We start from the raw sequence: 22,752 nt of genomic DNA on the forward strand, positions 1-22,752 counted from the left end.
GACTCCGGGGGGAGAAAATGATTAAATCCATTCGCTTTACCAATGCCGAAATCACCATGGCGGGGAATCTGTTCCTGCCCGAGAATTTTAACGAATCCGCATGCTATCCAGCTATTGTGGTCGTTCACCCGAGCGGCGGCGTCAAAGAACAAACGTCAGGCCTGTATGCTGAAGAACTGGCGCGTCATGGCTACATTACCCTGGCGTTTGATGCCGCTTATCAGGGTGAAAGCAGCGGAGAACCTCGTCAGCTTGAAAACCCATATCACCGGGTGGAAGATATCAGCGCAGCTATAGACTATCTGGTGGCTCAGCACTGCGTCGATGAGCAGCGAATCGGTGTCGTTGGCATCTGCGCTGGCGGCGGCTATGCCATTCACGCCACCATGCTGGATCGCCGAATTAAAGCACTTGGCACCGTCAGCGCCGTTAACTATGGCGACATGTATCGCCAGGGATGGGAAGGCAATCAACAGCCTGCATCATCCCTTGAACTTCTGCAAATGGCTGCGGAACAACGTACTGCGGAGGCAAAAGGCGCAGCCACTGGCTATCTGCCCACCACTCCAAGCTCCGTAGAGGAGGCACAAAACAGGGATTTTGCTGAGGCTTATGAGTATTACCGTACGCCACGAGCGATGCACCGAAACGCACCCAGTCGATTCACCACTCGTAGCCTTGCTCAGCTGGTTACCTATGATGCCTTCAACCTCGCCAATATTTTTTTGACTCAGCCCATGCTGGTAATTGCGGGCAGCGAGGCGGGAACGCGCTGGATGACGGAAGAGATTTATCAGCGAGCCGCAAGCCAGAATAAAAACCTGCATATCGTTAATGGTGCTACCCATATCGCCATGTATGACCAGCCTGAATATGTGTCGGAAGCGGCAGGCAAATTTGTCTCTTTCTTCGCAGAACACCTGTAGACCCACGCCTTGCCCACCGGGCTACCACTGACCAGAGAACGACATCATGAAATATACCCTTATCACCGGCGCCAGTTCAGGCATCGGCAAAGCCCTTAGCTATAAGTTCGCTTCTCGCGGCTACAACCTGATTCTCACCGCCCGGCGCGAGGACGAGTTGCAGAAACTTAAACAGGATATTGAAAGCCGGTATGCGGTGCAGGTCATCACAAAACCGTGCGATCTGGCTCAGGAAGGCCAGGCAGAACACCTGTATCGCCAGTTGGCTGATTTCGATCTCGTTATGCTTATCAATAATGCGGGGTTTGGCGATTTCTCCATGCCCTGGGATATCGATTTAGCGAAAGCGACCCGGATGCTGGATTTAAATGTTAAGGCCCTGACCACGCTCTCCCTTCTGTATACACGGGATTATGCCGATCGGGAGGCGACGCTGATTAACGTGTCATCCGTCGGCGGTTATTCACTCTTTGATATCGCCGTTACCTATTGCGCGACTAAGTTCTTTGTTGCCGCATTTACCGAGGGACTGGCGCAGAATCTGCGTGACCAGGGCAAAAAAATGCGGGCTAAGGTGATCGCGCCAGGTCCAACACAGAGTGAATTCGTTGTTCATTCTTCAGACAATGGTGGCATCAGTGGCGATGGATTGTTTGCCGAGGAGTCATTCATTACCGCGGAAAAGCTGGCGGATTACACATGGCAACTGTTTGACAGCGACAGTACGGTGGGCATCGTCAATACCGACCGCCAGTTGATGCTTAAGTCACCCGTCTATCCTTACATTAACGTCCCGCATTAATGCTCAGAACGTCGCCATTAACTTGAGGAACTCCTGCTATGTCTCATGAACAAGTCGTTTCATTCCGGCACAACAGCTGGCAAGTTGCCGCCACTCTCCGCTTACCTGAGGGATTTGATGCCAACCAGAAATACCCGGCGATTGTTTGCGCCCATCCTATCAGCAGTTGTAAAGAACAGACATCCGGCGCAGTCTACGGCCAGAAGCTGACTGAAGCTGGATTTATTACTCTTGCTTTCGATGCCTCTACCCAGGGTGAAAGTGGGGGTGAACCACGCTTTAGCGAAAATCCATCCACCCGCGTGGAAGACTTTCGCTGCGCGATAGACTATCTGGTGACTTTAGCCTACGTGGATGAAGATCGTATTGGGGTTTTAGGCGTTTGTGGCGGCGGTGGATATGCCGTTAGCGCCGCTACCATTGATCACCGTTTCAAAGCCGTTGCCACTGTGGTTGCCGCCAATTATGGGCGCATTATGCGTGAGGGGGACTCCAGTCCGGATGCCGCGCTCAGAACGATTGACGCGCTGGGTAAACAGCGTACTGCTGAAGCTCGGGGAGCCGCTGCTCTTGTTGTCGGTTATATTCCTGACAATGCAGAAGCGTTGGCGAATGCGAACATCAACGATATCGACCTCATTGAGGCAGTTGATTACTACACGACCCCACGCGGGCAAAAGCCAGGCTCGCCTAACAAACTGCGACTTACCAGCACCGCACCGGCCTTAAACTGGGATGCTTTTGCCTTTACGGAAAAGCTACTGACACAGCCATTACATATTGTTATTGGCGATGTTCCTGGCGGTTTCGGTTCTTATCGCGACGGTTATGAACTTTATCAGCGCGCGCGCTCCGTTGAGAAGACGCTGCATGTTGTGAAAGGGGTATCTCACTATGATCTGTATGATCGTCCGGAAGCGACGGCACAAGCGCTGTCGGAGATTATTCCATTCTTTAATAAACATTTAGGCACATAAGTGGCATAACCTTTTGTTTACGCGCATTCTTAGCCATTACCCGGCCGTGCAAGCCATGGTCGGGTGTTAAAAATTGGCCTCATTTTGCTGCCTGGAAGCGAGAAAAAAGTCAGCGCTGATCTCTGAAATAATAATCCAGGTGTCGAGCCATCCTGCAGAGCATAGTAAACGTCAGCTTCGTGCCAATAGCTGACAAAGTTAGCACATTGAAGTGAGTTACAGTCAGGAAAGGAGGAAGGATTTACTTTTTGCTATAACAGCCCATAAATACCTTAGAATAGTTTTCCCGCTGGAAAAGCAGAATCCAGATTACCATGGCTAACGAATTAGAACTGTTAAAAATATTTTGTGTTGCAGCTGAGAGCGACAGCTTCAAGCAAGCTGCAATTACCCTGGGAAAATCCCCGCAGACAGTTACACGAGCAATTCAGGAACTTGAAGCGTCTCGCGGAGAGATCCTTTTCTATCGGACAACCCGCAACAGTAAAATCACTCGCGAGGGTGAGCTTTTTGCTATCAGAGCGAAACAACTCATTCAGGAAATGGAAAACCTCCTACGTGTTCCCGCTTCTGAAGATGACAGCCTGATGTCCGGGCAAATCAGCCTGACACTTCCGGCCTCATTAGGCCGACGTTTTGTTATGCCAGCATTGTTCTCATTTCGACAGCAATATCCCGATGTCACTATTCGCTGTGTATTTACGGACACGCATTCCGATGTAATCGACAGCCAGATTGATATCGGTCTGAGAACAGGTTTCTTGCGAGATAATCGTTTTGTTGCTCGTAAAGTGCTGGATTTCAACTTTTATTTGGTTGGTACTCCTGAACTGATACAGCGTGTTGGTGCACCAACAACGCTGGAGCATTTGAATACCTTGCCTGTCATAGCTTTACTGGATAATCAGACCAACCGGTTCTGGCCTTGGGGCTTTGAAAACTCGCGAAGCTTTACGCCAGCCTCACCAGGCTTTGTGACTGACGATTTGGATGCCTATAGCGAAGCTGTTGCTCAGGGGCTGGGGTATGGACATCTTCCGGGCTTTCTTGCTTACCCGTATATGGACAGCGGGAAGTTGATCCCTGTGATGCAGGACATTGCATCTTCACCGTGGGGATTATATTTGTTCCGACCACAAAGTGGTCCTGTACCATTGCGTATCCGGAAGCTCTACGACCATCTCTTTGATAATCTGAAGAACCTCCGGACGTAGACCGCCTAGACGGTCACAATGACTTTACCGAACCGGCGATTCTTCTCCAGATAGCTCTGGGCTTCCTGCATTTGCTCGAAGGTAAAAACAGCGTCAATACAAGGTTTCAGAGCACCAGAGACCAGCCCATTAAGAATGAATCGTTTCGCTTCTTCACGTTCTTCAGCGTTTCGAAGCACCTCAGCAAACAAGTAACCTTCAACCGCAAGTGATTTTCGGATTGCCAATTTTAGCGGAAACGGTGTTGCTTCAGGGCTCAGCGCACCATGAATGATCAGTCGGCCAAATCGACCCAGTGCCTGCGCGATTTGCATAACCTGCGGCCCACCAACAGCATCGAATGCAGCGGCCAGCCCTTCTTGCCCTGTAATTGCAGTTATGGCCTCCAGAAGGTCTTCCTCATCAGTAGTGATAACGTGCGCCGCGCCCATCTCGCGCAAGGTATTCTTCTTGTCATTGGTCAGCGTCACTGCAATTGGTATCGCGCCAGCCTGTCTCGCTATTTGTATAGCCGCAATCCCTACACTGCTGGAAGCTGCTGTTATCAGTACGAAATCACCCTTTTTAACCCGTGCGGCTCGAATGATCCCACCCCAGGCAGTCAGGTACTGCATCCAGACTGAACTGGCCTCTTCCCAGGAAAGCGTGACAGGCTTGTGTACTAAAAACTCCTGCGCAATATTCATTTCATCCGCATAGGTTCCGTAGCGGGCCAAGTCGTCTGGCGGAAGGATGCAAACCGCATCGTCTGGAGAGAAATGCTTAACATTTTCTCCCACATGAATAACTTCACCAGACGCTTCATAGCCCACTCGCGAAGGAAGGTCAGCTTTCAGTATGTACTGATCATTTCGGAACATGATGTCAGCACGATTCAGGCCAATCGCTTTAATTCGTACCTGAACTTCTTCAGCTGAAGGTGGTGCCAGATTCAACTCGTCAATCTGTAGAACTTCAGGGCCACCCAGGCGGTGAAACCGATAGACTTTTGCCATTTTGAAACCTCTTTGACGTGACTGACTTAATTAGTCAGGCGCGGATAATCCCCGCATGAATACTTCTTTATTACCCCGCAATCCAATATGAAATAGCAACCGGCGGGGATTACGCCGGGCGGTGTGATCGAATCGCTTCTATAACCAATTCAAGATCGTATTCAATGCTATCCAGCATAGCCTCTGTGCAGCCATGACATGGTGTCCATCCGAGTCTCTCTGAATTAGTAGATTTCACCTGAACATTACTCCCCCAGAACCACCCACGCTGTAGCCCTGTGGTGGCTGCAGCCTGCGGAATAAAATGGTTTTCGTGAAGAACGGCGCCAATACGCTTAGCTACATCTGACTAGGTAAAGTGCTCTGTCACCGGGTAGAAGAGCCGCGTATGGCTATCGACGGTCATATCATTAAGCGCGTCATTCATGATGAGCAGGTACAATTCAGCAAGATCTGCGACATGAACATTTGGCCAGACGTTCTGACCCGGTCCAACAAAAGTAGCCCTACGATTAAGGAGTGATTGGTAAACCAGGCGTGGGTTCTGAATGGACATGCGCCTCTCGGCTAACTCACCCAGGCCCCTGCCAAAAACAGTAGGAGGAACCATAAGGTAGGTTTTCGCTACAGCATCATGAGCCGCTTTGAATATTTCGAGATCAACAAGACGGTGAGGTGCGTAGGATGGAATGGCCGCATGAGTCTCCCAATCAGCATCATCCCACACCGTTGCCTCTGTATCCTCTGAAGGTGAAACTCCGGTTCCGGTGGAGGTCTCTGTCAGCACACCAGCGCCTGAGGTATGAATCAGTATCGATTGCTTACCCGTCTCGTTAAAACGTCGAGCCAATCCCTCGACAATTGAAGTGGCGCTTGACTGGTGATCGCAGTTAGCCGTATTGAAGACAATATCAGCCTTGCTGGCTTCTTGTTCGAGCAGTTCGCTGTCATCAAGGGTTCCGGCAACAGGGGTGATCCCCAGGTTCTGTAGTCGAGAAAAATCCTCCGGGCGGCGGACAAGAGCTGAAATATCGAAGCGATCGGGGTAGCCCCGCGAGACCATCAAGTGAAGGATACTGCCTCCAATATAGCCTGTACCACCAGTGATAAAGATACGTTGTTTCTGGGTAGGAGTAGTCATAGCGGGGTTCTCTGCGATACCGTCAATGTCGTCTGATTTATTCTGTAGGGCATATCACGATGAGATAAACAGAGTGAACGGCGCAACGTTTAAAATGAAGCAGCAGGCCAAGCCTGCTGCTGAACTAAGTTACTTTTTCTCAACCAGAGGTGCATATTCCACCGGTACCCAGGCATAGCCCTGTGCATCATGGCGTATATGACCAATTCCAGGGAATGGAAGGTGTGCACCGGCAACCAACCATTTTTCTTTGGCTGCTTTTTCGAAAGTCGCCTTACGGGTTGCAACTGCTTTTTTACTGTCCGTATCAAACTCAATGGACACTTTAGGGTTCGCAAACTGAACGGCGTGTGCGTGAACGATGTCACCCCAGATCAGCATTTCTTTCCCTGCTGATTTCAGCATGAAAGAAGCATGTCCTGGCGTATGCCCCGGAGTAGCCAGAGAATCGATTCCTGGAATAACGTTCTCTCCGCTTTTGAAGGTGCGGAATGCGCCCCTGGCCTGATAAGGGGCAACAGAATCCTGAGCCATTTTGAAGAACGGTTTATGTTCATCTGAAGCCGCAGCGGCGATTTTAGGGTTCAGCCAGAAATCTTTTTCATCCTGAGACACAACAACTGTCGCGTTCGGGAATGCAGCCTTTCCGTCAGCGGTGATCAGACCACAAATATGATCAGGGTGCATGTGGGTCAACAGAACCGTTTTAACGTCTTCCGGTTTATAACCTGCCGCACGAATGTTATCGACGATGTTCCCCATAGTCGGGCCAAAGCACTTGGCCGCGCCGGAGTCGATTAGCACCAGTTCGTTATTCATCTTAACGAGATAAGCGTTTACAGCGGTCTGTACGCCTTCTTTACCTTCTTCCTGGAACATTTTTGCAAGGAGAGTCTGAATGTCCTTGGCTTCAATACCCTTGAGGAGAGACGTCGAGAGGTTAATGTAACCGTCATACACGGCAGTCACCACAGCATCGCCAACCTGGTAACGGTAAAAGCCAGGAACCTGAGCCTCCTGCTGCACAGTTGATTGGGCCGCCGCGTTGAAGACTGGCACTCCTGCAACCAAGCCGCTAACGGACATTGAATCGCCACGGGTTTAACAGACACCTCAGAGTCATTTAAGATGGCTTAAAGAGAGGTGCCCATGAGCGGTAAGCGTTATCCCGAAGAGTTTAAAACTGAAGCAGTCAAACAGGTTGTTGATCGCGGTTATTCTGTTGCCAGCGTGGCAACACGTCTCGATATCACCACCCACAGCCTTTACGCCTGGATAAAGAAGTACGGTCCGGATTCTTCCACTAATAAAGAACAGTCAGATGCTCAGGCCGAGATCCGTCGTCTCCAGAAAGAGCTGAAGCGGGTTACCGACGAACGGGACATATTAAAAAAAGCCGCGGCGTACTTCGCAAAGCTGTCCGACTGAGGTACGCCTTTATCCGTGACAACACCTGTTGCTGGCCTGTTCGCCTGCTCTGTCGGGTGCTGGATGTTCATCCCAGTGGTTTTTACGCCTGGCTTCAGCAGCCGCATTCTCAACGCCATCAGGCAGACCTGAGACTGACAGGACAGATTAAACAGTTCTGGCTGGAATCGGGATGCGTCTATGGTTATCGCAAAATCCATCTGGATCTGCGGGACAGCGGGCAACAGTGCGGAGTGAACAGAGTCTGGCGACTGATGAAACGTGTCGGGATAAAGGCTCAGGTCGGATACCGGAGCCCGCGGGCACGTAAAGGCGAGGCCAGTATCGTGTCGCCCAACAGGCTCCAGCGACAGTTCAATCCGGATGCTCCTGATGAGCGTTGGGTAACAGACATAACCTACATCAGGACCCACGAAGGCTGGCTGTATCTTGCTGTGGTTGTTGATCTGTTCTCACGCAAAATTATCGGCTGGTCCATGCAATCCCGGATGACAAAGGACATTGTCCTGAACGCACTGCTGATGGCTGTATGGCGGCGTAATCCCCAAAAACAGGTGCTGGTTCATTCGGATCAGGGCAGTCAGTACACAAGCCATGAGTGGCAGTCTTTCCTGAAATCACACGGCCTGGAGGGCAGCATGAGCCGTCGCGGTAACTGCCATGATAATGCGGTTGCAGAAAGCTTTTTCCAGTTGTTGAAACGCGAACGGATAAAGAAAAAGATCTACGGAACGCGGGAAGAAGCCCGCAGTGATATTTTTGATTACATCGAAATGTTTTATAACAGTAAGCGTCGGCATGGTTCTAGCGATCAGATGTCACCGACAGAATATGAAAACCAGTATTATCAACGGCTCGGAAGTGTCTAGATTATCTGTGGCGATTCACATGGCAATTGCCACACGAGATACGTTGAACAGTTTATGTAAGTTCATAATGACTCCAGTGATACTGAGTGATTAATTTGATTTGGTATTTTTTAAAACGGGGCATCCCTGCCCAGAGAGAATCTTTTAAAGGATGTCGATGACCACTTTTACATTTGCAGTACCGTTTTCAACGGCATCATGGGCATCGAGGGCTGACTCGAGCTTAAAGCGACGTGCATCAACGACAGGATGCAGTTTCCCGTCCTCAACAAACTGAGTCAGCTGACGCAGGATTTCACCGTGGTGAGGACGACCTTCGCCTGAAAGCATTGGCAACAGCACGAAGACAGCCGAGATCGTGGCGCAGCGCAGTGAAGATGGGGCAATGTTGAACTCACCAAACGCATAACAACTGGTGATGTGCCCGTAGTGTTTCACAGCCGGAAGTGACGCCGTCAGAACATCCCCTCCAACGGTGTCGTAAATTACGTCGAAGCCTTTACCTGCGGTATACTGCTGAACATACTCTTCAACGCTCTGGGTGCGGTAGTCGATGGCCGTAGCCCCAAAGCTCTCAACCATTGCTTTTTTGGACGCAGAAGTTGTAGCGTAGACATCAGCACCAAAGATTTTTGCGAGTTGAACAACCATATGGCCAACACCACCTGAGCCCCCCTGAACCAAAACCTTGTCTCCAGCTTTAACCTGTGCGCGGTCAACCAGTCCTTCCCATGCGGTCAGGAACACCAGAGGAAGCGCAGCCGCTTCACGCATAGTCAGGTTCTTTGGTTTCAGAGCAATCAGACTGGCATCTACCGCTGCATATTCCGCAAGGCTTCCTTGCAGACCACGTACCCCACCAGTCAGACCATAGACTTCGTCACCGATAGCAAACTGAGTTACCCCTTCACCTATGCTGACAACTTCACCGGCCAGGTCTGTGCCAAGTACGGCCGGAAGCTCTGGCGTCGCATAGGTGGCGGAACCTTCGCGAATTTTGTAGTCGATAGGGTTCACGCCGCTGGCGTGAATTTTTACGAGGACTTCACCTTTTGCAGGAATCGGAATGGCAATCTGGGTTTCCGTAAACTCTTTGATATGATAGCTGTTTAAGATCAGGGCTTTCATCGTGTTGGTAGACATAATAAATCTCGTGTTCGTGGAAGATGTGATTAATTTAGCCACGAGATAGCTATGCGTAAATGGAGTAATGGGGATTTGATAATTCCATTTTATGGAATTAATCTTTTCTCAGAATTAGGAGCAGCTATCAATATCTGATAAGTATGCAAAATAACAGGAATGCCTGAGCTTAGACTATGAATCAGTACAATCTAGGTTGCTTTTTGTCAGCAGTAATGATGATCATTACACTTCCGCTCCTCGCTCAAAGTTGCCCCTCAGCTCCACGCCAGCTGCTGAACAAACGCATCCGTGTAAGTGCACAATTTTCATGTGGCACTAAAGCAGTGTGTTCCCATCGACATTCAGTCAGCTTTATACGCCTGCCACTCGCGCCAGACATTCTCAGGATCAATATCGCGGTAGCCACGCTCTCTGATTATATCCTCGGCTGCTTCGGCCGGCAGGCGGATGGCTGTAGCGCCATCGCGAATGGACTCAACCTCATCGCGGGTCAATTCCCGTCCTATGTCCTGTTCTTTATCAATCAGGACTACGATCAACGCAGGGATAAAAACAATCTTCATACTGACAAGCCTCTGAAATATTCGCATCCCACTGTATCACTGACAGTTTTGATATAATTCAGTAATCGTCAATTTATTACCAGGATGGGAATCATTCATGACATTACAAATCCGTGGCCACACCGGCCGACGCGATGTTGCTTAATGCGCTGGGCTACCGCACGCACTTTGAACAAAAGGCACTGGAGCTTCGCTTATATGTCTACGGAGATAACAGGCGTGCGATTCGTGCTTATGAGCGATGTGGTTTCACTGAATCTCCGTATACCATTATGAAAGTGGGTTTATAACTTCCCCAAATACAGTATTCCTAATGCTCCGCCTGAAATCAGAACACTCCTGACAGGCCACGATTCCACCAGATTCAGATTTTTCATTCATCTTATTTTTCATGTTGCCATCAGATGAGGGAGATAATCGTTTTCACTTCCCGTCTGTCGCGGTAATCTCATAACGGTCGTTAATATTGCGACTGCAATGTGTGTAACCCAACTCAAATACTAATAACTAAAAAACAGTACAGACAGGATAACTATGGATTCCACCCTCACCTCCACGGGTCCCCAACAGGACGCCTCTTCGCTTAACCGCGCCCGACGCGCTGCGCTTGGCAGCTTCGCGGGTGCCGTGGTCGACTGGTATGATTTTCTGCTTTATGGCATTACTGCCGCACTGGTCTTTAACCGCGAGTTCTTCCCGCAGGTTAGCCCAGCGATGGGGACACTTGCCGCATTTGCTACCTTTGGCGTCGGATTTTTGTTCCGTCCGTTAGGCGGGGTGATCTTCGGTCACTTCGGCGATCGTCTGGGCCGTAAACGTATGCTGATGCTTACCGTCTGGATGATGGGTATTGCCACTGCGCTGATCGGGATTATTCCCTCTTTTGACACCATTGGCTGGTGGGCTCCTGTGCTGCTGGTGACACTACGCGCCATTCAGGGATTCGCCGTTGGCGGTGAATGGGGCGGCGCAGCGTTGCTCTCGGTCGAAAGCGCGCCGAAAAATAAAAAAGCCTTCTACAGCAGCGGCGTCCAGGTTGGTTACGGCGTCGGACTGTTACTTTCTACCGGTCTGGTCTCGCTGATTAGCTCGCAAACCTCCGATGAGCAGTTCCTGAGTTGGGGCTGGCGTATTCCATTCCTGTTCAGCATCGTGCTGGTATTGGGCGCGTTGTGGATGCGTAACCGAATGGATGAATCGGCCGAATTCGAACAGCAGCAGCAGGCACCGCAAACAGAGAAAAAGAGACTACCGGTAGTCGAGGCATTAATCTGTCATCCAGGTGCGTTTTTGAAAATTATCGCTCTGCGCCTGTGTGAACTGCTGACGATGTATATCGTCACCGCGTTTGCCCTTAATTACTCCACGCAGAATCTGGGCTTACCTCGCGAACTGTTTCTGAATATCGGGTTGTTAGTTGGTGGACTGAGCTGTCTGACCATCCCCTGCTTTGCCTGGCTTGCCGACCGCTTTGGTCGCCGGCGCGTTTACATTACTGGCGCACTGGTCGGGACGCTTAGCGCATTCCCGTTCTTTATGGCGTTAGAAGCGCAATCCATTTTCTGGATCGTGTTCTTCGCGATTATGTTGGCCAACATTGCACACGATATGGTGGTCTGCGTACAGCAGCCTATGTTTACCGGTTTGTTTGGCGCAAGCTATCGCTACAGCGGCGCAGGCGTTGGTTATCAGGTAGCAAGCGTAGTTGGCGGCGGTTTTACCCCCTTCATTGCTGCTGCACTGGTAACATTCTCCGGCGGAGACTGGCACAGTGTAGCCATTTATCTGATGGCGGGTTGTCTTATTTCCGCGACTACAGCATTGCTGATGCGGGATAAGCAGCACGGTTAAGCCAGGGTGCGGAGGCCGTCCGGTCTTCGCACAATCTTCCTCAACGTCTGACTTTTGTTTCACATTCCTGTGACATACTATCGGGAGAGCAGTACATCTGTGGAACAAGGAGACAGACATGAACAATAAGGGCTCCAGCCTGACCCCGGCTCAGGCACTGGATAAACTGGACGCGCTGTACGAGCAGTCGGTTAAAGCACTGCGTAGCGCCATTGGTAAGTATATTGAAACAGGGACGCTCCCTGATGTAATCGCCCGCCATAACGGTCTTTTTGTTTACCCATCACTGTGTGTCACCTGGGATGGCATCGCCACCAATCCCCCGAAAACCCGAGCCTATGGTCGTTTTACCCATGCGGGCAGCTACACCACTACGATTACCCGTCCGTCGCTTTTTCGTCCGTATCTTGAAGAACAGCTCACGCTGCTGTATCAGGATTATGATGCGCATATCTCGGTCGAGCCGTCGCAGCATGAAATCCCCTATCCCTATGTGATTGACGGTTCAGAACTGACGCTGGATCGCTCGATGAGCGCCGGATTAACGCGCCATTTCCCCACCACTGAATTGTCGCAGATTGGTGACGAAACGGCAGACGGGATTTTTCATCCGGCGGAATTTTCTCCGCTGTCTCACTTCGATGCCCGACGCGTAGATTTTTCGCTGGCGCGACTACGTCATTACACGGGAACGCCGGTTGAACATTTTCAACCTTTTGTGCTGTTCACCAACTACACCCGCTACGTCGATGAGTTTGTGCGTTGGGGTTGCAGCCAGATCCTCGACCCGGACAGCCCATATATCGCGCTTTCTTGTGCGGGCGGGATCTGGATCACCGCCGAAACCGAAGCGCCAGAAGAAGCCATCTCCGATCTCGCCTGGAAGAAACACCAGATGCCCGCCTGGCATTTAATCACGGCTGACGGTCAGGGGATCACGCTGGTCAATATCGGCGTTGGCCCGTCTAACGCCAAAACCATTTGCGATCATCTGGCCGTACTGCGTCCTGACGTCTGGCTGATGATTGGTCACTGCGGTGGTCTGCGTGAAAGCCAGGCAATTGGCGACTATGTTCTGGCCCACGCTTATCTGCGTGACGATCACGTTCTGGATGCCGTACTACCGCCGGATATTCCGATTCCGAGCATTGCGGAAGTACAACGCGCCCTGTATGACGCCACCAAAGAAGTCAGCGGTATGCCCGGTGAAGAAGTTAAACAGCGCTTGCGTACCGGTACTGTCGTCACCACCGACGATCGTAACTGGGAGCTACGCTATTCCGCTTCTGCGCTGCGTTTCAACCTCAGTCGCGCGGTGGCTATCGATATGGAAAGCGCCACCATCGCCGCTCAGGGATACCGTTTCCGCGTTCCGTACGGCACGCTGCTGTGCGTTTCCGACAAGCCGCTGCACGGTGAGATCAAACTACCTGGTCAGGCCAACCGTTTTTATGAAGGTGCTATTTCTGAGCATCTGCAAATAGGTATCCGGGCTATCGATCGTCTGCGTGCTGAAGGCGACCGACTGCACTCCCGTAAATTACGTACATTCAACGAACCGCCGTTCCGTTAAGACCTGAAGGTTAACTATGCACAACTCAACTCCTCTTTCCGCCCTGCGCAACCTGCTGATAGCGCAGGGGCTGGATGGCATGATTGTTCCGCGCGCCGACGCTCATCAAAGCGAAGATTGTACGCCGCATGACAATAAACTGGCCTGGCTGACCGGATTTAGCGGCTCTGCCGGCCTCGCGTTGGTCCTTCGGGATCGCGCGTTAATGTTTGTCGATGGACGCTATCAGGTCCAGGTACGCAATGAAGTCTCGCTGGATGATTTTGAAATTCATCATTTACACGATGAACCGCTGGCCGACTATTTGCAGTCTCACGTTGCAGCGGGTACACGTATCGGCTTTGAACCGCTGCTGATGGTCAACAGCCAGTTTGAAGCCTTGTCGGCAACTCATTGCGAGCTGGTACCTCTTGAGCAAGATCCTTTTGACCAGGTGTGGCTTGACCGACCGGCAGCCCCCTGCGGCATCATTCGTGAAATGCCCATTGAAATCAGCGGGGAAAACAGCACGCAAAAGCGTGCCCGCGTCGTGGAACAACTCGCTCAACATGAGGCTGACGTACTGGCAATTACCCTGCCGGATAACATTGCCTGGCTGTTGAATGTACGCGGTTCAGATCTGGCTATGGTGCCAGTACCGTTTTCGTTTGCCCTGCTCCATCGCAGCGGTGAGCTGGAATGGTTTGTGGATAGCAACAAAACGCAGCAACTCCCCGTATCACTGCTGAACACGCTCACGCTGGCCCCGCAAGAGAGTTTCCTGGTACGTTGCCAGCAACTGGCCAGTGGGAAACGCTTCCTGGTCGATAAAGACTACGCCCCGGTTGCGTTGCGTTTTGCCATTGAAGAACACGGTGGCAACGTCTTATGGGCCCCTGATCCCATCACCTTGATGAAAGCCCACAAAAATGACGTTGAACTGGCGGGCTATCGGGAATGCCATGAACAAGATGGCGCAGCCTGGGTTAATTTCCTTGCCTGGCTGGCCCATGAAGTCCCTTTGCGCGAAGCGGCTGGCAATCCGGTCACCGAACTGGAAGCCCAGGCAAAGCAACTGGAATTTCGCCAGCAGCAGCCGGGATTTATTGAGCAAAGCTTCAGCACGATATCGGCCTCTGCCAGCAATGCGGCGATGTGTCATTACCACTCCAGTGAAAAAACCAATACGCCAATTACCTCGCAGGCCATGTATCTGAATGATTCCGGCGGCCAGTACCACAATGGTACGACGGATACGACGCGTACCTTCGCGTTTGGTCCACAGGATCCGCAACCTCGTCTGCATTACACCGCCGTGCTGAAAGGCTTTTTGTCGCTTATTTCACTGCAGTTTCCCAGCGGCACTCAGGGCCATCAACTGGATGCCTTTAGCCGTCGGGCGTTGTGGGATTTAGGCCTGGATTTTGATCATGGAACAGGACACGGAGTAGGCCACCAGTTGCTTATCCATGAACAGCCCCATCGCATTGCCAAGAAAGTAAACCCCTGGCCTCTGGTCGCGGGCAATATCATCACTATCGAACCGGGTTACTATCTGGCCGGGCAATATGGGATCCGTATTGAGAACCAGGTGGAAATAATCAACAGCCGCCCTGGCTTCTGTCGTTTCTCAACGCTGACGCTGGTGCCGATTGATTTGAACCTGGTTGAACTGCATCTGTTGGGTGAAGCTGAAAAGCAATGGATTGATGATTACCACCAGCAGGTCAGAGAGACGTTATCCCCTCGCGTGAATGCAGAGGCTCGTCCGTGGCTGTTCGCCGTCACCGCGCCGATTCGCGTTCAGGCTAATTAATGCAATAAAAAAGGCAGCCCGTAGGCTGCCTTAGTTCTCCCCAATTTCTTACTGCTTAGCTGTTACGGATGTACTCATCCATTTCAGTTTTCAGGTTATCGGACTTAGTACCGAAAATCGCCTGAACACCGGAACCAGCTACCACAACGCCCGCCGCACCCAGTTTCTTCAGGCCAGCCTGATCCACTTTGGCAACGTCAGCCACGCTGACACGCAGACGGGTGATACACGCATCAAGGTTAGTGATGTTTTCTTTACCGCCGAACGCCGCAACCAGAGCCGGAGCCATTTCGCCTGACGCACCTGCTTTGCTGTCTTCGGTGGCATCTTCACGACCCGGAGTTTTCAGGTCCAGCGCTTTGATCAGCACACGGAAGATGGTGTAGTAAACAATCGCATAACCGATACCGACAATCGGGAACAGCCACAGTTTGCTGCTGTTACCGGAAAGAACGATAAAGTCGATCAGACCGTGGGAGAACGACGTACCGTCACGCATACCCAGCAGGATACAGATCGGGAATGCCAGACCAGCCAGAATCGCGTGGATGATGTACAGGATCGGCGCCACGAACATGAAGGAGAACTCGATCGGCTCGGTAATACCGGTCAGGAACGAGGTCAGCGCCGCGGAGATCATGATACCGCCCACTTTCGCGCGGTTTTCTGGTTTAGCAGAGTGCCAGATAGCGATAGCAGCAGCTGGCAGACCGTACATTTTGAACAGGAAGCCACCGGACAGTTTGCCCGCAGTCGGGTCACCCGCCATATAGCGAGGGATGTCGCCGTGGAACACCTGACCTGCAGCGTTGGTGTATTCACCGATCTGCATCTGGAATGGGACGTTCCAGATATGGTGCAGACCAAACGGCACCAGGCAGCGTTCAATGAAGCCATAGATACCGAACGCCACGACCGGGTTCTGGTATGCAGCCCACTGGGAGAACGTCTGAATAGCAGTACCGATTGGTGGCCAAATGAAGGACAGAACCACACCTGTGAAGATAGCAGCCAGACCAGAAATGATAGGAACGAAGCGCTTACCCGCAAAGAAGCCAAGATACTCAGGCAATTTAATACGGTAGAAGCGGTTGAACATATACGCTGCAATCGCACCGGAGATAATCCCCCCGAGAACACCCGTATCAGCAAGGTGTTTAGCTGCGATCTCTTCAGCAGGTAAATGCAGAACCAGCGGCGCAACTACAGCCATGGTCTTAACCATAATGCCGTAAGCAACAACGGATGCCAGTGCAGATACACCGTCATTATTAGTGAAGCCTAACGCAACACCGATAGCAAAAATCAGCGGCATGTTCGCAAAAACAGAACCGCCCGCTTCTGCCATTACGTGCGATACAACGGCTGGCAGCCAGCTGAAGTTAGCGGAACCGACGCCCAGCAGGATACCTGCAATTGGGAGTACGGATACCGGCAGCATCAGCGATTTACCGACCTTTTGCAGGTTAGCAAATGCATTCTTAAACATAATTAGGAGTGCTCCTGAGTATTTGTGCTTTTCTACGTTCTCACGCATTAGCGAGGGGGGAGAACCTCGCCGTGTACAGGGCATCTAAGTACCCTTTATTTATTACACAGAGTAAAATAATTCAGTTTGTTTTTGTTTGACGGCTATCACAGTTCAGTCGTGAATGGCCGCAAAATCCGCACATTCCGATAAAATGCGTTTCTGAATGTGTCAAGCTGGTTATTCACCGCCCATTTTGTGGCGGTGAACTTTACTCGCATTAGTGATTAATTACGAGCTTTAAAAAAAGTCAGTTAACGAACAGATTGCAGGCGAGAAGCGTCGATGTGAAACAGGCGGGCAAAGTTATCAGTGGTTGCCTGCGCCAGTTCTTCAACGGCAACACCTTTCACTACGGCCATGTACTCTGCAACGTCACGAGTCATGGCGGGCTGGTTCTCTTTTCCACGATGCGGTACAGGCGCAAGGTAGGGAGAATCCGTCTCGACCAATAACCGGTCCAGAGGAACATAGCGGGCGGCATCACGGAGCTGCTCTGCATTTCGGAACGTGACGATGCCGGAAAACGAGATATAGAATCCAAGGTCCAGTAATTTGCCCGCCGTTTCTCTGTCCTCTGTAAAACAGTGTAGTACGCCGCCACAATCCGTCACTTTTTCTTCGCGCAGAATAGACAGCGTGTCGGCTCGCGCATCGCGGGTATGCACGATAACTGGCTTCTGTAACTCACGGCCAATCTGAATATGGTGGATAAAAGATTCCTGCTGGCGCACCTTTGTTTCCGGCGTGTAAAAATAGTCCAGCCCGGTTTCTCCCATCGCCACAACCCCCTCTTCGGCGGCAAAACGACGCAGCTCCTCAACATCATAGGTTTCATCCTGATTTAACGGATGCACGCCGCAGGAAAAAACCACATTGTCACGCTCACCAACCAGTTCACGCATACTGCGGTATCCTGGCAAGGTGGTTGCAACGGCAAGACAGAACTTCACATCGCGTGCGGCCGCTTTCGCCAGCACGTCGTCCACGTCCTTATGCAGAGATTGATAATCCAGGCCATCAAGATGGCAGTGTGAGTCGACTAAAAACATAATGTCTCTCTCAAAGATGGGGAACAGGCAGTACGGTGCCTGGTTGCAGGTAATGCTCAATACGAAGAATAAGATCGGTTAATACCAGCTCGCGGTTTACGCCCGTCACGTTCAGCAACTGCTGACGGCAATGGCAAACGTCACCGAGTATCGCCTGTATCTGGGCAACGGATAACCGTTCTGCGATGGAAGATATCAGGTCCAGGGCATCGGGATTGGTTAAATGGGCAATCCCATACGGGCGTTTCAACGCATCCGTAAACAACGTTGCCAGCCAGTGTAAACGGGCGGCAGCCTGATCGTGGTTTAACGCCGCGAGCAAGATATACCAATCACCGGCGTTTAATGTATTCACCAGTGCCGCACAAAAATCTGTACGGTGCGCCCAGCTTTCAGCCTGTAACAGCGTGAGTGCCGCGCCTGGCGAACCGGCACTTAGACGTAACGCGCTAAGCAGCGCTTCTGACGACGCAGTCACTTCACGAGCAAGCCAGGAGATAGCATACGACTCCGGAGGTGGCGCAAGATGATGTAACCGACAACGGCTGCGTAATGTCGCCAGCAAACGAGCTGGCTCTGTGCTGGCGAGGAAAAACCAGGTCTGTGCCGGGGGTTCTTCCAGCGTTTTCAACAGGGCATTGGCGGCAGCATCGGTTAACTGGGCGGCATCAGGGATCCACACGACCTTCGCACCGCCGAGACGCGAATGCTCGTACAGCTTTTCACTGACTTCGCGTACAGCATCAACCCCCAGCGTGCTTTTGCCTTTTTCTGGCAGCAGCGAATAGTAGTCAGGGTGTGTCCCCGCCTGCATCAGCTGACAGCCACGGCACTGTCCGCAGCTTTTATGTCCTTCCGGCTGCTGGCACATTAAATAGCGGCTGAGGGCGTAAATCAGCGCGTCGTCGCCCATTCCAGGTAACGCCTGAATCAGTAACGCATGGTGACCACGACCCACCTGGTAGCTGGCCACCAGTTTTTCAAAATCCGGTCGTAACCATGGGTACCATTTCATGCGCCCTGCTCCTTCACCCATTGGGTGATGGTATTGCGAATATCAGCCATCACAGCCTCCAGCGGCTGCGTAGCGTCTATAGTGCGAATGCTGGCGTCTTTGGCAGCCAGCTCAAGATAGCGCGCGCGGGTACGATTAAAGAAATCGAAAGATTCCTGCTCAATACGATCCAGCTCGCCGCGTGCACGGGCACGCTTCAACCCGACTTCTGGCGTCACATCCAGATAGATAGTCAGATCCGGGCGAAAATCGCCGAGTACTGCATCGCGCAGGGTTGCCAGCATGTTTTGATCGATACCACGTCCACCGCCCTGATACGCCTGAGTAGACAGATCGTGACGATCGCCAATTACCCACGCGCCTTTCGCCAGCGCAGGTTTAATAACGGTTTCGACCAGCTGTACGCGCGCAGCGTAAAACATCAGAACTTCGGCTTTGTCAGTGATAACCTCGTCACCCACCGACTTAATGTCCAGCACCAGGCTTCTTAGTTTCTCAGCCAGTTGCGTGCCGCCAGGTTCGCGGGTGAAAACCATGTCACGAATACCGAGTTGCTCAAGTGTCTCTACCACTACGTTACGCGCGGTGGTTTTTCCGGCGCCTTCCAGGCCCTCGATGACGATATAGTTACTGCCCATTTTTTTCCTTAAGCACTTTCAGGTAATCCTGCACGGACCGGTTGTGGCTGGCAAGATTGGTGTTAAACGTGTGGCCACCTTTACCGTCAGCCACAAAATAAAGATACGGCGTTTTTGCCGGATGTGCCGCGGCCTGCAACGATGCCTCTCCCGGCATGGCAATCGGGCCAGGTGGCAGTCCTGTAATGGTATAGGTGTTATAAGCGGTCGGGCTGTCTAAATCCACGCGCGACAATTTGCCATTATACCGTGACCCCATACCGTAAATCACCGTCGGATCGGTTTGTAAACGCATACCGATACGTAAACGGTTAACAAACACCGAAGCAACCTGGTCACGCTCGCTGGCAACCGCAGTCTCTTTTTCAATAATAGAAGCCATGGTTACCAGCTGGTTTTTGTCCTGATAAGGCAGGCCGTCAGCGCGCCCTTCCCAGACAGTATCCACCGCTTTAACCATTTTCTGATGCGCGCGTTTTAGCAACGCTACGTCAGTCGTATTGGCGGTATACATCCAGGTATCTGGCCAGAACCAACCTTCCACCCATTGCGGGTTTTCCAGCTTCAGCGCCTGGGCCACGGTCTCATAGCTATCGTCGCTTAACGTATGTTTGATATACGGGGCATCGCGCAGCTGTTTCAGGTAATCGCTTAGGCGCATCCCTTCAACCAGACGTAACGGGAACTGCGCCTCTTTGCCGCTTTCCAGCAGTTGCAGCATATCCCGAACCGTCATGTCGGGTGTAAAACGGTAGGTTCCGGCCTTAAAATGCGACAGTTCGGGTTCCACACGCAGCAGCCATTGAAACACGCGCGGACGGTTAATAACCTTGTCCGCATACAGCTGTTCGCCAAGTGCCAGGCGGCCCGTCCCCGCTTTCAGCGTAAAAATCGTCTCTTCTTTAATCAATAATTTACTGTCCGCCAGATGGCGAACTTTCCACATTCCCACTCCCGCGGCAATGCCCAGCACAACCAGCAATAACAGGACAACGAGTAACAGTTTTTTCATGACTAATTCGGGTGCTCACAAAGTGGGGCTAAAAAATCGAATAACAAACGTGAAGACAGCAATGTGTCGCCACAGGTACGCACGGGAATAATGGGCATTAACGCGTTACAGACGACGATTTCATCAGCCTGCATAACCTCCTCCAACCCTGCATACACTTCGACAATACTGAACGGTGATTGTGCCAGCATCCGGATACAGAATTGTCGCATAATGCCGTTAACTCCGGCCTGATCCAGGCGAGGCGTGTAAACCACATCACCTTTACGCCAGAACAAATTAGCCGCACAGCATTCCGTAACCCATCCCTCGCTGTCAAGAACCAGTGCTTCATCTGCGTCCGTCTGTTCAAGATGAGAGCGAATCAACACCTGCTCCAGTCGATTCAGATGCTTAAGTCCGGCAAGCAGTGGATTACGCCCCAGTCGCACTGGGCTTAGCGCCAGCGAAATCCCCTCTTGCCGCCAACGATCGTAATGAACGGGCCAGGCTGAAACGGAGAGGATGCGTGTGGCGCTGTGACAACTTTTGCCACTGTAGCCCCGGCCTCCACTGCCACGGCTGATAATCACTTTCAACACCCCGCGTACGTGCCCTTTCGCCAGCATTTTCATTTCATTTTGCAGCTCGGACCAATTTTCAAAAGAGATCAGCAGTTTTTGGCAAGCGTCTTGTAAACGCTCAAGATGCGCTGCAAAGAGAGGGATTTCGCCGTCGATAATACAGGCAGTGGTAAAACAGCCATCACCAAATTGGGTCGCTCGATCGCTTGCTAACAGCATATTCTGCTCGCAGCCATTAATTAAGAACATGGTGGCTCCTTATTTCTGGTCCGCTAGTTTGGCAGGATGAGTAACACAGGACAAGGGCGGAAAACCGAATAAAAAAAGGCCCGACAAGCGGACCTTTTCAATTTGCTATCGATGCTAGCGCATCACCTAACGGGCTTAAATCTTTTTAAAGATCAAAGAGCCGTTGGTACCACCGAAGCCAAAGGAGTTACACAGCGCATACTCCAGACCACTAACCTGACGCGCTTCGTGAGGTACGAAGTCCAGGTCACAACCTTCATCCGGGTTATCCAGGTTGATGGTTGGCGGAATAGCCTGATCGCGCAGCGCCAGGATAGAGAAAATAGACTCTACCGCGCCCGCCGCACCCAACAGGTGTCCGGTCATAGATTTGGTGGAGCTTACCATTACACGGCTTGCCGCATCACCAAAGACAGATTTCACTGCCTGGGTTTCTGCTTTATCGCCTGCAGGCGTAGATGTACCATGCGCGTTGACATAGCCAATCTGACCCGCTTCGATAGCCGCATCACGCAGCGCGTTGACCATTGCCAGCGCAGCGCCTGCACCGTTTTCCGGTGGTGACGTCATGTGGTAAGCATCACTGCTCATACCGAAGCCAACGACTTCAGCATAGATTTTTGCACCGCGCGCTTTCGCATGTTCGTACTCTTCCAGTACAACCATGCCTGCGCCGTCGCCCAGCACAAAGCCATCACGTTCTTTGTCCCACGGACGGCTTGCCGCTTGCGGGTTATCATTACGCGTAGACAGCGCACGTGCCGCGCCAAAACCACCCACGCCCAGCGGCGTACTGGCTTTTTCTGCACCACCCGCAACCATCGCGTCCGCATCGCCGTATGCAATGATACGTGCAGCATGACCGATGTTATGCACGCCTGAAGTACAGGCGGTCGCGATGGAGATGCTTGGCCCTTGCAGGCCGTACATGATGGTCAGGTGACCTGCCACCATGTTAACAATCGTCGACGGAACGAAGAACGGGCTGATCTTACGCGGTCCACCATTTACTAGAGAGGTATGGTTTTCTTCGATAAGACCGAGACCGCCAATACCAGAGCCGATAGCGGCGCCAATACGGTGGGCGTTCTCTTCCGTTATTTCGAGGCCAGAATCCTGCATGGCCTGAACGCCAGCGACAATTCCATATTGAATGAAAGCATCCATCTTGCGCTGTTCTTTGCGCGAGATAATGTCTTCACAGTTAAAATCCTTTACTAAGCCAGCAAATTTCGTTGCATAGGCGCTAGTATCGAAATGGTCGATCAGGCTGATGCCACTCTGACCGGCAAGGAGAGCTTTCCAGGTAGACTCTACGGTATTGCCGACAGGAGACAACATGCCCAGTCCGGTCACAACTACACGACGCTTAGACACGGTTGTCCTCCAGGGAGGGAAAATAATTCAAGTGGGAT

The 22,752-nt window shown here is 51.7% G+C and carries 20 protein-coding genes; 8 read left to right on the plus strand and 12 right to left on the minus strand.

The annotated features are described in order from the left end of the window. Positions 1–17 precede the first annotated feature (17 nt). From SK33_RS14360 to SK33_RS14375, 4 genes are all read left to right on the plus strand, one after another. Positions 18–926, plus strand: a complete 909-nt coding sequence (locus tag SK33_RS14360; protein ID WP_048219102.1) for an alpha/beta hydrolase — start codon at positions 18–20, stop codon at positions 924–926. 46 nt (positions 927–972) lie between these two features. After that, positions 973–1,728 carry an SDR family NAD(P)-dependent oxidoreductase gene (locus tag SK33_RS14365; RefSeq protein WP_048219103.1) on the plus strand — a complete coding sequence of 252 codons (756 nt, stop codon included), beginning with the start codon at positions 973–975 and terminating at the stop codon, positions 1,726–1,728. A gap of 38 nt (positions 1,729–1,766) precedes the next feature. Next, positions 1,767–2,705 carry an alpha/beta hydrolase gene (locus tag SK33_RS14370; RefSeq protein WP_048219104.1) on the plus strand — a complete coding sequence of 313 codons (939 nt, stop codon included), beginning with the start codon at positions 1,767–1,769 and terminating at the stop codon, positions 2,703–2,705. Positions 2,706–3,019: 314 nt separating this feature from the next. Further along, positions 3,020–3,919 carry a LysR family transcriptional regulator gene (locus SK33_RS14375; protein WP_048219105.1) on the plus strand — a complete coding sequence of 300 codons (900 nt, stop codon included), beginning with the start codon at positions 3,020–3,022 and terminating at the stop codon, positions 3,917–3,919. Between the two features lie 5 nt (positions 3,920–3,924). Here the strand turns inward: SK33_RS14375 and SK33_RS14380 are convergent, their stop codons facing one another. The 3 genes from SK33_RS14380 to SK33_RS14390 form a co-directional block, all read right to left on the minus strand. Continuing rightward, the gene (locus SK33_RS14380; protein WP_048219106.1) at positions 3,925–4,914 is read right to left on the minus strand and encodes a zinc-dependent alcohol dehydrogenase family protein; all 990 of its coding nucleotides are present in this window, start codon (positions 4,912–4,914) and stop codon (positions 3,925–3,927) included. Between the two features lie 349 nt (positions 4,915–5,263). After that, positions 5,264–6,055, minus strand: coding sequence for an NAD-dependent epimerase/dehydratase family protein (locus tag SK33_RS14385; protein ID WP_205200719.1), 792 nt, complete (start codon positions 6,053–6,055; stop codon positions 5,264–5,266). A gap of 129 nt (positions 6,056–6,184) precedes the next feature. Continuing rightward, positions 6,185–7,141 carry an MBL fold metallo-hydrolase gene (locus SK33_RS14390; RefSeq protein ID WP_048219107.1) on the minus strand — a complete coding sequence of 319 codons (957 nt, stop codon included), beginning with the start codon at positions 7,139–7,141 and terminating at the stop codon, positions 6,185–6,187. A 63-nt stretch (positions 7,142–7,204) separates the two neighbouring features. Between SK33_RS14390 and SK33_RS14395 the strand changes: the two genes are divergently transcribed. Then, a protein-coding gene (locus SK33_RS14395) for an IS3 family transposase (RefSeq protein WP_113772681.1) occupies positions 7,205–8,352 on the plus strand; the annotation gives its coding sequence in 2 pieces (ribosomal slippage) (positions 7,205–7,442 and positions 7,442–8,352; 1,149 coding nt in all). A gap of 144 nt (positions 8,353–8,496) precedes the next feature. Here the strand turns inward: SK33_RS14395 and SK33_RS14400 are convergent. After that, positions 8,497–9,495 (minus strand): zinc-dependent alcohol dehydrogenase family protein, encoded by a 999-nt coding sequence (locus SK33_RS14400; RefSeq protein WP_205200720.1) that lies wholly within the window; start codon positions 9,493–9,495, stop codon positions 8,497–8,499. Positions 9,496–9,839: 344 nt separating this feature from the next. Next, positions 9,840–10,061, minus strand: a complete 222-nt coding sequence (locus SK33_RS14405) for a hypothetical protein (RefSeq protein WP_003036289.1) — start codon at positions 10,059–10,061, stop codon at positions 9,840–9,842. Positions 10,062–10,595: 534 nt separating this feature from the next. Between SK33_RS14405 and shiA the strand changes: the two genes are divergently transcribed. From shiA to SK33_RS14420, 3 genes are all read left to right on the plus strand, one after another. Next, on the plus strand, positions 10,596–11,912 hold the full coding sequence (gene shiA / locus SK33_RS14410) for a shikimate transporter (RefSeq protein WP_048219108.1): 1,317 nt from the start codon (positions 10,596–10,598) through the stop codon (positions 11,910–11,912). 118 nt (positions 11,913–12,030) lie between these two features. Next, the gene (locus SK33_RS14415) at positions 12,031–13,485 is read left to right on the plus strand and encodes an AMP nucleosidase (RefSeq protein WP_016149940.1); all 1,455 of its coding nucleotides are present in this window, start codon (positions 12,031–12,033) and stop codon (positions 13,483–13,485) included. 16 nt (positions 13,486–13,501) lie between these two features. Beyond that, positions 13,502–15,280 (plus strand): aminopeptidase P family protein, encoded by a 1,779-nt coding sequence (locus tag SK33_RS14420; RefSeq protein WP_048219110.1) that lies wholly within the window; start codon positions 13,502–13,504, stop codon positions 15,278–15,280. A 55-nt stretch (positions 15,281–15,335) separates the two neighbouring features. On the opposite strand, the gene ptsG is transcribed toward SK33_RS14420, so the two are convergent. From ptsG to fabF, 7 genes are all read right to left on the minus strand, one after another. Then, complete coding sequence (ptsG, locus tag SK33_RS14425; RefSeq protein WP_003036277.1) at positions 15,336–16,769, minus strand: PTS glucose transporter subunit IIBC; 1,434 nt, start codon at positions 16,767–16,769, stop codon at positions 15,336–15,338. Positions 16,770–17,062: 293 nt separating this feature from the next. Further along, positions 17,063–17,860, minus strand: coding sequence for a metal-dependent hydrolase (locus SK33_RS14430; protein WP_003036276.1), 798 nt, complete (start codon positions 17,858–17,860; stop codon positions 17,063–17,065). Positions 17,861–17,870: 10 nt separating this feature from the next. Beyond that, entirely contained in the window at positions 17,871–18,875 is a 1,005-nt protein-coding gene (gene holB / locus SK33_RS14435) for a DNA polymerase III subunit delta' (RefSeq protein ID WP_048219111.1), read from the minus strand. After that, positions 18,872–19,513, minus strand: a complete 642-nt coding sequence (gene tmk, locus SK33_RS14440; protein ID WP_003036268.1) for a dTMP kinase — start codon at positions 19,511–19,513, stop codon at positions 18,872–18,874. Before tmk ends, holB begins: the two co-directional genes overlap by 4 nt. Then, entirely contained in the window at positions 19,503–20,525 is a 1,023-nt protein-coding gene (yceG, locus tag SK33_RS14445) for a cell division protein YceG (RefSeq protein ID WP_032948992.1), read from the minus strand. Before yceG ends, tmk begins: the two co-directional genes overlap by 11 nt. Before the next feature lie 2 nt (positions 20,526–20,527). Further along, the gene (gene pabC / locus SK33_RS14450) at positions 20,528–21,337 is read right to left on the minus strand and encodes an aminodeoxychorismate lyase (RefSeq protein ID WP_048219112.1); all 810 of its coding nucleotides are present in this window, start codon (positions 21,335–21,337) and stop codon (positions 20,528–20,530) included. 135 nt (positions 21,338–21,472) lie between these two features. Further along, a complete protein-coding gene (gene fabF / locus SK33_RS14455; RefSeq protein WP_003036260.1) occupies positions 21,473–22,714 on the minus strand; it encodes a beta-ketoacyl-ACP synthase II in 1,242 nt (413 codons plus the stop codon). Positions 22,715–22,752: the final 38 nt, after the last annotated feature.

Source organism: Citrobacter sp. MGH103 (assembly GCF_001034475.2).
GTDB classification, from domain to species: domain Bacteria; phylum Pseudomonadota; class Gammaproteobacteria; order Enterobacterales; family Enterobacteriaceae; genus Citrobacter; species Citrobacter freundii.

What these genes read in the sequence shown, in the direction of transcription:
- SK33_RS14360 (WP_048219102.1), top strand. Translation starts at nt 18, where the DNA reads ATGATTAAATCCATTCGCTTTACCAATGCCGAAATCACCATGGCGGGG.
- SK33_RS14365 (WP_048219103.1), top strand. Translation starts at nt 973, where the DNA reads ATGAAATATACCCTTATCACCGGCGCCAGTTCAGGCATCGGCAAAGCC.
- SK33_RS14370 (WP_048219104.1), top strand. Translation starts at nt 1,767, where the DNA reads ATGTCTCATGAACAAGTCGTTTCATTCCGGCACAACAGCTGGCAAGTT.
- SK33_RS14375 (WP_048219105.1), top strand. Translation starts at nt 3,020, where the DNA reads ATGGCTAACGAATTAGAACTGTTAAAAATATTTTGTGTTGCAGCTGAG.
- SK33_RS14380 (WP_048219106.1), bottom strand. Translation starts at nt 4,914, where the DNA reads ATGGCAAAAGTCTATCGGTTTCACCGCCTGGGTGGCCCTGAAGTTCTA.
- SK33_RS14385 (WP_205200719.1), bottom strand. Translation starts at nt 6,055, where the DNA reads ATGACTACTCCTACCCAGAAACAACGTATCTTTATCACTGGTGGTACA.
- SK33_RS14390 (WP_048219107.1), bottom strand. Translation starts at nt 7,141, where the DNA reads ATGTCCGTTAGCGGCTTGGTTGCAGGAGTGCCAGTCTTCAACGCGGCG.
- SK33_RS14400 (WP_205200720.1), bottom strand. Translation starts at nt 9,495, where the DNA reads ATGTCTACCAACACGATGAAAGCCCTGATCTTAAACAGCTATCATATC.
- SK33_RS14405 (WP_003036289.1), bottom strand. Translation starts at nt 10,061, where the DNA reads ATGAAGATTGTTTTTATCCCTGCGTTGATCGTAGTCCTGATTGATAAA.
- shiA (WP_048219108.1), top strand. Translation starts at nt 10,596, where the DNA reads ATGGATTCCACCCTCACCTCCACGGGTCCCCAACAGGACGCCTCTTCG.
- SK33_RS14415 (WP_016149940.1), top strand. Translation starts at nt 12,031, where the DNA reads ATGAACAATAAGGGCTCCAGCCTGACCCCGGCTCAGGCACTGGATAAA.
- SK33_RS14420 (WP_048219110.1), top strand. Translation starts at nt 13,502, where the DNA reads ATGCACAACTCAACTCCTCTTTCCGCCCTGCGCAACCTGCTGATAGCG.
- ptsG (WP_003036277.1), bottom strand. Translation starts at nt 16,769, where the DNA reads ATGTTTAAGAATGCATTTGCTAACCTGCAAAAGGTCGGTAAATCGCTG.
- SK33_RS14430 (WP_003036276.1), bottom strand. Translation starts at nt 17,860, where the DNA reads ATGTTTTTAGTCGACTCACACTGCCATCTTGATGGCCTGGATTATCAA.
- holB (WP_048219111.1), bottom strand. Translation starts at nt 18,875, where the DNA reads ATGAAATGGTACCCATGGTTACGACCGGATTTTGAAAAACTGGTGGCC.
- tmk (WP_003036268.1), bottom strand. Translation starts at nt 19,513, where the DNA reads ATGGGCAGTAACTATATCGTCATCGAGGGCCTGGAAGGCGCCGGAAAA.
- yceG (WP_032948992.1), bottom strand. Translation starts at nt 20,525, where the DNA reads ATGAAAAAACTGTTACTCGTTGTCCTGTTATTGCTGGTTGTGCTGGGC.
- pabC (WP_048219112.1), bottom strand. Translation starts at nt 21,337, where the DNA reads ATGTTCTTAATTAATGGCTGCGAGCAGAATATGCTGTTAGCAAGCGAT.